Raw genomic sequence first — 1,907 nt, 5'->3', positions numbered from 1 at the left:
CCATCCGATGCCTCGGAGACGACAAACAACTGCCCTCCATCGAACCCGGCGGCACCGGCATCGACACCACCCACAACCCGACAACTCCCACCCTCACCGAGGTCGTGCGCTTCGCCTCACCGGCCGAAGCCCGCGCAACTCTCATGCTGCGCGACGGTGATCCCGCCGCGCTCGGGTTCTACCTCGACCACCAACGCATCCACTCCGGAAGCCCAGCCGCGGTCGCCGACAAGGCCTACACCGCATGGTTCGCCGACCACCACCACGGCCGAAACACACTCATGCTCGCCACCACCCACGACATCGTCACCGACCTCAACCACCGTGCCCGCGCCGACCGCCTCGCCCGCACCACCAAAACCACGGCAGCAACAACCATATTGGGAGACGGGTTGTCCGCATCCGCCGGTGACATCGTGTGCACCCGCCGCAACAACCGCGGCCTATCCCTTGGGGAGCACGATTGGGTCCGCAACGGCTACCGATGGACCATCACCGCCGTCCACCCCGACGGCAGCCTCACCGCCACACACCTGCGCACCGGCCGACAACCCGGCGCTACGGCCCTATTGCCCGCCGATTATGTCGCCGAACACGTGCGCCTCGGCTACGCGATGACCATCGACTCCGCCCAAGGCATCACCGTCGACACCTGCCACACCGCGCTCACCGGCAACGAATCCCGCAACCAGTTCTACGTCGCCATGACCCGCGGCATCCACGCCAACCATGCCTACCTCACCACCACCATCGACGCCAACGAACACTCCGACTGGGCCGAACCCGCCGTGCTTCCCCACACCAGCATTGAAGTCCTGCAACGCATCCTGGCCCGCGACGCCACCCACACCAGCGCCCACGCCGACCTCCGCGACACCCTCGACCCCCACAAACGACTCGGCCGCGCCATCGACACCTACCACGACGCCATCGACCTGGCCGTCGAAAGCGTGCTCGGCCCCGATGCTCTCGACCAACTCGATCACGCCGCAGAACAACTGCTGCCAGGCCTCACCGACTTCCCCGCCTACCCCGTACTGCGCCAGCATCTCGCCACCCTCGCCATCACCGGCCACGACACAGTCAGCGCACTCCGACGAGTCGCAAGCGCGCGAGAGCTCGACACCGCCCATGACCCGGCCGCCGTCCTCGACTGGCGCCTCGATACCACCGGCACCCACTCCACCACCACCGGGCCACTGCCCTGGACACGCGCAATCCCCCCCGAACTCCCCGACAACGAGGCAACTCAACAGCTCCACGCGCGCGCCCGCATCATCACCGCGCTCATCGCACAGATAAAAGCCGATGCCCACGCATGGACACCAGCGACAGCACCCGCATGGGCGCTCCCGATAATCCAAAATCGCGACCTCACACAACAACTCGCGATATGGCGAGCCGCCCACCACGTCCCCGACACCGACCTACGCCCCACCGGACCCCGCCGCTACCCGGCAGCCGAACGCCACCACCAACAGCACCTCGACACCCAAATCATCGACACCCTCGGCGACCTGCACACCGCCACCCACACCTGGGCGCCACTCGCGAAACGCCTCGACACCCGACTCACCACCGACCCCTGGTGGCCCGTCCTCGCCCAGCACCTCGACACCGCCGCCGACGCCGGCCACGACATCGAAACCCTCCTCACCACCGCCGCCGCACAACGCCCCCTCCCCGACGACATGCCCGCCGCAGCCCTCTGGCACCGCCTCGAACTCCCTGATCCGTCGACAGGGATAGCACCAGAGGATCGATCGGAAGCCCTTCCGCCGGACGATGATTCGACCGCTCAGGGCGCGAAGATTCAGGCAGCGATCGACATTGCCGTGGCAGCAAGCACAGACCGACTCGAAACGCCGCTCTGGCCAGATGTGTCCGGCCCCGATCAAGGGCTCGGA

The 1,907-nt window shown here is 67.2% G+C and carries 1 protein-coding gene; it reads left to right on the top strand.

Translation table 11 applies throughout. From position 1 onward, the window contains the following. The coding region (locus tag ACGF5C_RS34320) for an AAA family ATPase (protein ID WP_393308513.1) at positions 1-1,907 on the top strand (1,907 nt) is incomplete at both ends.

This window comes from Micromonospora sp. NPDC047620 (assembly GCF_043205005.1).
GTDB lineage: Bacteria > Actinomycetota > Actinomycetes > Mycobacteriales > Micromonosporaceae > Micromonospora.
Note: the sequence above shows the minus strand (reverse complement) of the source record. Positions and strands in the feature narration are given on the sequence as shown.